This is a genomic window from Nocardia sp. NPDC058633, from assembly GCF_042717045.1.
In the GTDB taxonomy this organism is placed as follows: Bacteria; Actinomycetota; Actinomycetes; order Mycobacteriales; family Mycobacteriaceae; genus Nocardia.
On the sequence record NZ_JBHXRA010000024.1, the window covers coordinates 74,905 to 82,280 of the forward strand.

Consider the following 7,376-nt stretch of genomic DNA (forward strand, 5'->3'; position numbering starts at 1 on the left):
GCCGGCCGTCACCGGCCGCACATGGGCAAGATGGCGAGGTGGACTTGCCGTTTCTGCGTGCGAACCCGCACCTGCTGCCGACCTTCCTCGCCCATCAGCGGCTGCGCACCACGCCCGTCGGGGGTGGGTCCATCAGCGTCGCCGAGCGGATCGCGCTCGATGACGGGACGCATCTGTTTCTGAAGACCTGGCCCGGTGGGGTGTGCGCCGCACCGACCGCCGAGCCCGCGCCTGCCCCTCCCGGCCTTTTCGCGGCGGAGGCGAGTGGGCTGCGTTGGCTGCGGGAAGCCGGGGGAGTGGCGGTGCCGCGGTTGTACGCGCAGACCGAGGAACTGCTGTTGATGGAGTGGGTCGACCATGCCGAGCCGACCGCCGTCGCGGCCGAGCGCTTCGGTGCGGGCCTGGCAGTCACCCACGATGCGGGTGCCCCCGAATTCGGTGCTGCCACCGAGGGTTTCCTCGCCGGTCTGCCCCTCGACAACACCCCCGGCGCCGACTGGCCGACCTGGTACCGCGAACATCGAATCCTGCCGTACCTGAAACTCGCCGTCGACGCGGGCGGCCTCGACATCGCCGACGCGAACGGCATCGAATCGATGCACATCGAAGCCCCCGCCGAACCGCCCGCCAGAATTCACGGCGACCTCTGGCCGGGCAACATCGTCTGGGGCAGGGCCGATACCCCCTGGTTGATCGACCCGGCAGCCCACGGGGGTCACCGCGAGACCGACCTGTCCACACTCGCCCTCTTCGGCGGCGCGCCCGAGTTCGACCGAATCATCGCTGCCTACAACGACATTCACCCTCTGGCGCAAGACTGGCGGACCAGGGTCCCGCTCCATCAACTACACCTGCTCCTGGCCCACGTCGTGCTTTTCGGTCGTTCGTATCGAACCGCCGTGCTGGACGCCGCGGCTCGCTATCGCTAGGTCGTGGCCACCGGTTCGCGCCGCCGCAGCGCGGGCACGACGCGGGGTGCGGATCGGGTGGCCCACACGGCGAAGCCGATGTACAGCACCTGCTCCGGGATCCGCTGCCACAGGGGTGAGGCGGGCTCTCCCGCGAAGGGGATGTCGTTGAGGGCCGCGTAGATGTTGGCGGGCAGGAGCAGTAGGAACAGGGGAACCAGGGCCCAGCCCGCGACCCAGCGGGTGCGGGTGAGGATGAGGCCGAGCGCCGCGAGTAGTTCCAGGACGCCGCTGGCCAAGACCATGAAGCCGGGGAACGGGACGAACGGCGGGATCATGGCGACCATGTCGTCGTAGTTGGGCATCACGGTGACGCTCGCGGGCATGAAGTGCGCGGTCCCCGTCATCACCAGCATGACGGCCAGTGCGTGGGCGGCGCCGGCCGACCACGAGGCGAATCGGGTCACGCCGAATGTTCCGAGCGTGCGAAAGGCAACCAGTGAGCCGATGAGAGCGATGAGGGTGATCATGAATTCTCCCAGAGTGGATATCTACACTATCTACTATGGATAGTAACACTATCTACTACTGGGTCAACCTCCACGAACGACAAAGGCCGCCCACACCTTCCGGTGCGGACGGCCTGTGTCGAGGCAGATCAGCGAGTGAAGAGCAGGGCTCGCTTGACTTCCTGGATCGCCTTGGTGACCTCGATGCCACGAGGGCACGCGTCGGTGCAGTTGAAGGTGGTGCGGCAGCGCCAGACACCTTCGACGTCGTTGAGGATGTCGAGGCGCTCGCGGGCGCCTTCGTCACGGCTGTCGAAGATGAAGCGGTGCGCGTTCACGATCGCGGCGGGGCCGAAGTAGCTGCCGTCGGTCCAGTAGACGGGGCACGAGGTGGTGCAGCAGGCGCACAGGATGCACTTGGTGGTGTCATCGAAGCGGGCGCGGTCGGCCTGGCTCTGGATCTGTTCGCGGGTGGGCTCGTTACCCGAGGTCATCAGGTAGGGCTTCACCGCGCGGAACGCGTCGAAGAACGGCTCCATGTCGACCACGAGGTCCTTCTCCACGGGCAGGCCGCGGATCGGCTCGACGGTCATGGTGAGGGTCTTGTCGCCCTTGGGCAGCAGGTCCTTCATCAGCACCTTGCACGCCAGCCGGTTCACATTGTTGATCCGCATGGCGTCGGAGCCACACACACCGTGGGCGCAGGATCGCCGGAAGGTGAGGGTGCCGTCCAGGTAGGACTTGATGTAGATGAGCACGTTGAGGAAGCGGTCGGTCGGCAGGACCGGCACCTGGAACGTGTCCCAGTAGGCGCCTTGACCGTTCTCGGGGTTGAACCGGGCCACCTTGACGGTGACCATGACCGAGCCCTCGGGCACCGGCGCCGGCTTCTGCTTGGCGGTATCGACTGCAGCAGTCATCAGTACTTACGCTCCATCGGCTCGTAGCGGGTCTGCACCACCGGCTTGAAGTCGAGGCGGATCTCGGAGATGAGTTCCGGGCCCTCCTTGTACGCCATGGTGTGCCGCATGAAGTTCACGTCGTCGCGATCCGGGTAGTCCTCGCGAGCGTGGCCGCCACGCGATTCCTTGCGGTTGAGCGCGCCGACGACGGTGACCTCGGCCAGCTCGAGCAAAAAGCCCAGCTCGACGGCCTCGAGCAGGTCGCTGTTGTAGCGCTTGCCCTTGTCCTGCACCGTGATCCGCGTGTAGCGCTCCTTGAGCGTGTGGATGTCGGTGAGGACCTTCTTGAGGGTTTCCTCGGTACGGAACACACCCGCGTTGGCATCCATCGTGGCCTGCAGCTCGGTGCGGATGTCGGCCACGCGCTCGTTGCCGTGGTCGGACAGGATCAGCGAGAGCCAGTCCATCACCATCTGCGACGGGTTCTCGGGCATCTCGACGAACTCGGTGCGGTTGGCGTACTCGGCGGCCGCGATGCCGGCGCGACGGCCGAACACGTTGATGTCGAGCAGCGAGTTGGTGCCGAGACGGTTGGCGCCGTGCACCGACACACACGCGCACTCACCGGCGGCGTAGAGGCCGGGGACCACGTCGGTGTTGTTGCGCAGCACCTCGCCACGGATGCGGGTGGGGATACCGCCCATCACGTAGTGGCAGGTCGGCATGACGGGCACGAGCTCGGAAACCGGGTCGACGCCGAGGTAGGTGCGCGCGAACTCGGTGATGTCGGGCAGCTTCTCCTCGAGCACGTCGGCACCGAGGTGGGTCACGTCGATGTAGACGTAATCCTTGTTCGGGCCCGCGCCACGGCCTTCGGCCACCTCGAGCACCATCGAGCGGGCGACGATGTCACGCGGCGCGAGGTCCTTGATGGTGGGGGCGTAGCGCTCCATGAAGCGCTCACCGGAGGCATTGCGCAGGATGCCACCCTCACCACGCACAGCCTCGGAGATGAGGATGCCGAGGCCCGCGAGGCCTGTCGGGTGGAACTGGTGAAACTCCATGTCCTCGAGCGGCAGGCCCTTGCGGAACACGATCGCCATGCCGTCACCGGTCAGCGTGTGCGCGTTCGAGGTGGTCTTGTACATGCGGCCCGAGCCACCGGTGGCGAACACGATCGACTTCGCGTGGAAGATGTGGATCTCGCCGGTGGACAGCTCGTAGGCGACGACGCCGGTGGCGACGGGGCCACGGTCGGTGTCGGTCATCACCAGGTCGAGCACGTAGAACTCGTTGTAGAACTCGACGTCGTGCTTGACGCAGTTCTGGTAGAGCGTCTGCAGGATCATGTGACCGGTGCGGTCGGCGGCATAACACGCGCGACGCACGGGCGCCTTGCCGTGGTCACGGGTGTGGCCACCGAAACGACGCTGGTCGATCTTGCCCTCGGGCGTGCGGTTGAACGGCAGGCCCATCTTCTCGAGGTCCATGACCGCGTCGATGGCCTCTTTGGCCATGATCTCCGCGGCGTCCTGGTCGACGAGGTAGTCGCCACCCTTGACGGTGTCGAAGGTGTGCCATTCCCAGTTGTCTTCTTCGACGTTGGCCAGCGCGGCGCACATGCCGCCCTGGGCCGCGCCGGTGTGGCTGCGGGTCGGGTACAGCTTGGTCAGGACCGCGGTGCGAGCGCGCGGGCCGGCCTCGATCGCCGCGCGCATACCCGCGCCACCGGCGCCGACGATGACCACGTCGTAGCGATGCTCCTGAATCGGACGGGATTCACTCATGCGAGGTGGCCTGTTCCTAACCTGTGATGTTGGGGTCGAAGGTGAAGATGACGTACGTGCCGACTGCCATGACCAGGATCATCGACAGCACGAGGATGACCTTCAGCCAGAACCGGGTGGAGTCCTTGCGCGAGTAGTCGTCGATGATCACGCGCAGGCCGTTGCCGCCGTGCAGCTGAGCCAGCCACAGCATGGACAGGTCCCAGAACTGCCAGAACGGGCTGGACCAGCGGCCGGCCACGAACGCGAAGTTCAGGCGGTTCACGCCACCGTCGATCATCAACATGATGAACATGTGGCCGAGCACCAGCACGATCAGGAACAGGCCCGAGATGCGCATGAACAGCCACGCGTACTTCTCGAAGTTGCCGTTCGACTTGCCACGCGGCGAGCGGGGGGAGTCGAGGCTGGCCGGGCGATCGTAGGACTTGCCGAGGACAGGTGCAGACATATCAGTGCTCCGTCAGCAGGTAGAAGAACTGGCGGCCGACGCCGGCGGCGGAGACCAGAATCCAGATGGTGACGACAACCCACAGCATCTGCTTCTGGTATCGCGGACCCTGGGACCAGAAGTCGACGAGAATGACCCGCACGCCGTTGAGGGCGTGGAACAGGACGGCGACGACGAGGCCCATTTCCATCAGGGCGACGACGGGGTTCTTGTAGAGCTCGATCGCCTGGTCGTAGGTGTCCGGGTTGACCCGGACCAGTGCCGTGTCCAACACATGCGCGAAGAGGAAGAAGAACAGCGTGACACCGGTGATCCGGTGCAGCGCCCAGGACCACATGCCGGGGTCGCCGCGGTACAGCGTCTTCCGCTTCGGCTGGGCCGGAGCCGGAGCTTCTATCGTGGTCATAGAGTGCGGTGCCTCCAACGTCGTTGATGGACCCGGTCACAGATCCGACGCCGGCATGCGTGGAGAGGCAAATGCCCAGGTGGCTGCGCTGTATTCTCGAGCGCTGGCCCGCCGCCGGGAACCTGAACCGATCTTCGATGAACTCTAATCCCCTCTGTTTCGCGGAACTAATTCGGCGTGCCGTGCGTTGCGCGTAAAACAGGCGAGTTAGGTTTACCTTTCCCGATGCCGGATACTGGCTTTTCGGCCCCTGTTTCCCGGTGTTCGGCGGGATCGGCTGGAGGTTCTCGGTGCCTGAAATCGACTGGAATACGTTGCATGACATGGCAATTCGGGCTATGGGGGCGGCGTATGCCCCGTACTCGGGTTTCCCCGTCGGCGCCGCTGCTCTCACTGCGGATGGTCGAATTGTGAGCGGATGCAATGTGGAAAATGTCTCATATGGGTTAACCCTGTGTGCTGAATGTGTACTCGTCGGTAACTTATTCACGTCGGGTGGCGGGCGTCTCATCGCGGTCGCCGTGACCGATTCCCGCGGCGAAATCCTGATGCCGTGTGGGCGGTGTCGGCAGCTGCTGTTCGAGCACGGCGGGGGCGAACTGCTGGTGGCTCACGCCGACGGCCCGAAACCTCTCGCCGAGTTGCTGCCCTACGCTTTCGGCCCGGATGATCTGGCGGCCGGTCGGGCTGGCGAAGCCGGGTAACCGCTGATTTAGTGGGCACATGGGTAACTCGTCGGGAACGAACGAACGCTCCACCCACCTGCCGTCGGCCGCCGACGCGGATCCGCACACGCACGAGTCCGGCCCGAATTCGCGCGGTGGCGACCACAGCGCGGTGTCGGTCATCACCACAAAGCGTGACGGCGGAGAGCTCTCGGACGCGCAGATCGACTGGGTGGTCGACGGGTTCACCCGGGGGATCGTGGCCGATGAGCAGATGTCGGCGTTGGCCATGGCGGTCCTCTGGCGCGGGATGACCCGGCGCGAGACCGCGCGGTGGACGGCGGCGATGATCAGCTCGGGCAGCCGGATGGACTTCACCGATCTGGCGCGCCCGACCGTCGACAAACATTCGACCGGCGGCGTCGGCGACAAGATCACGCTGCCACTGGCCCCGCTGGTCGCGGCCTGCGGTGCCGCGGTGCCGCAGTTGTCCGGGCGCGGACTCGGGCACACCGGCGGGACGCTGGACAAGCTCGAGTCGATCCCCGGCTGGCAGGCCGACGTGACCGTCGCCCGGATGCGCGAGATCCTGGCCGATCCGGCGATCGGTGCGGTGATCTGCGCCGCCGGTGCCGACCTCGCCCCCGCCGACAAGCGGCTCTACGCGCTGCGCGACGTGACCGGCACGGTCGAATCGATCCCGCTGATCGCCAGTTCGATCATGAGCAAGAAGATCGCCGAAGGCACGGCGGCGCTGGTCCTCGATGTGAAGGTCGGCACGGGTGCCTTCCTCAAGACCCTCGACGGGGCGCGCGAACTCGCCACCGCGATGGTCGAACTCGGCCGCGACGCGGGGGTGAACACGGTCGCGTTGCTCACCGCGATGGACACCCCGCTCGGGCGAACCGCGGGCAATGCGCTGGAAGTCGCCGAGTCGGTGGAGGTTCTCGCTGGTGGGGGACCGGCCGACGTGGTCGAGCTGACGTTGACGCTCGCCCGCGAGATGGTCGCGCAGGCCGGGCTGCACGTCGACCCCGCCGATGCGCTCGCCGACGGTCGGGCCATGGACCACTGGCGCACGATGATCCAGGCGCAGGGCGGGGACCCGGACGCGCCGCTGCCCGTTGCCCGGCACACCGAGATCGTGCGGGCCGAATCGAGTGGAGTGCTCACCCGCCTCGATGCGATGGGAGTGGGGGTTGCTGCTTGGCGGCTCGGCGCGGGGCGTGCGCGTCAGGGGGAGACGGTGCAGGCGGGGGCGGGCATCGAGATGCATGCGAAACCCGGTGATTCGGTGGTGGAAGGGCAGCCGCTGCTCACCCTCCACACCGACACCCCGGCGGCATTCGCGGGAGCTTCGGCCGCGCTCACGGGCGCGATCGCCATCGAATCCAGCTCCGAGTGGAAACCCGGCGAGCTGATACTGGGTCGTATCGATTGACCTGGGTTCGGTAGTCCAGGAAAGAAGGGATTACCTGAGATCGGTGGTCCCAGGCAGGTTGGGGGCTGTGTTTGTTGGCGCGCTGGCGCGCGCGTGTCCGCGGCCCCGAGGGGCCGCCGGTCAGCCACCGTTGCTTGCTCCTTCGTCGCCTACGCACCGGCGCCTGACCGGCGACCCGGCCGCGGACCGGCCACTTCGTGGCCGCCGCTCCCTAGGTGTGTTGACCACAGAGGTTGGTGACGGCGTGGCGAGCTGACAGGGCGAAGACCTCCGAGTGAGATGCGAGCTGTCTAAGGAACGCGTCTCT

At 66.4% G+C, this 7,376-nt stretch carries 8 protein-coding genes; 3 read left to right on the forward strand and 5 right to left on the reverse strand.

Features of this window, described 5'->3' with window-relative positions:
- Positions 1-38 precede the first annotated feature (38 nt).
- Positions 39-929 (forward strand): fructosamine kinase family protein, encoded by an 891-nt coding sequence (locus tag ACFWUR_RS27015; protein ID WP_378910520.1) that lies wholly within the window; start codon positions 39-41, stop codon positions 927-929.
- Here the strand turns inward: ACFWUR_RS27015 and ACFWUR_RS27020 are convergent.
- The 5 genes from ACFWUR_RS27020 to sdhC all read right to left on the reverse strand — a co-directional run bounded on the left by ACFWUR_RS27020 (position 926) and on the right by sdhC (position 4,963).
- Positions 926-1,438, reverse strand: coding sequence for a hypothetical protein (locus ACFWUR_RS27020; protein ID WP_378910521.1), 513 nt, complete (start codon positions 1,436-1,438; stop codon positions 926-928). The genes ACFWUR_RS27015 and ACFWUR_RS27020 overlap by 4 nt on opposite strands.
- A 128-nt stretch (positions 1,439-1,566) precedes the next feature.
- Complete coding sequence (locus ACFWUR_RS27025) at positions 1,567-2,337, reverse strand: succinate dehydrogenase iron-sulfur subunit (protein WP_378910523.1); 771 nt, start codon at positions 2,335-2,337, stop codon at positions 1,567-1,569.
- A complete protein-coding gene (gene sdhA, locus ACFWUR_RS27030; RefSeq protein WP_378910526.1) occupies positions 2,337-4,106 on the reverse strand; it encodes a succinate dehydrogenase flavoprotein subunit in 1,770 nt (589 codons plus the stop codon). Before sdhA ends, ACFWUR_RS27025 begins: the two co-directional genes overlap by 1 nt.
- A gap of 16 nt (positions 4,107-4,122) precedes the next feature.
- Entirely contained in the window at positions 4,123-4,557 is a 435-nt protein-coding gene (locus ACFWUR_RS27035) for a succinate dehydrogenase hydrophobic membrane anchor subunit (RefSeq protein ID WP_378910527.1), read from the reverse strand.
- 1 nt (position 4,558) lies between these two features.
- A complete protein-coding gene (gene sdhC / locus ACFWUR_RS27040) occupies positions 4,559-4,963 on the reverse strand; it encodes a succinate dehydrogenase, cytochrome b556 subunit (protein ID WP_378910529.1) in 405 nt (134 codons plus the stop codon).
- Positions 4,964-5,253: 290 nt separating this feature from the next.
- On the opposite strand from sdhC, the gene ACFWUR_RS27045 reads away from it, so the two are divergent.
- The gene (locus ACFWUR_RS27045) at positions 5,254-5,667 is read left to right on the forward strand and encodes a cytidine deaminase (protein ID WP_378910530.1); all 414 of its coding nucleotides are present in this window, start codon (positions 5,254-5,256) and stop codon (positions 5,665-5,667) included.
- Between the two features lie 19 nt (positions 5,668-5,686).
- Entirely contained in the window at positions 5,687-7,069 is a 1,383-nt protein-coding gene (locus tag ACFWUR_RS27050) for a thymidine phosphorylase (RefSeq protein WP_378910532.1), read from the forward strand.
- The last annotated feature ends 307 nt before the right edge of the window (positions 7,070-7,376 follow it).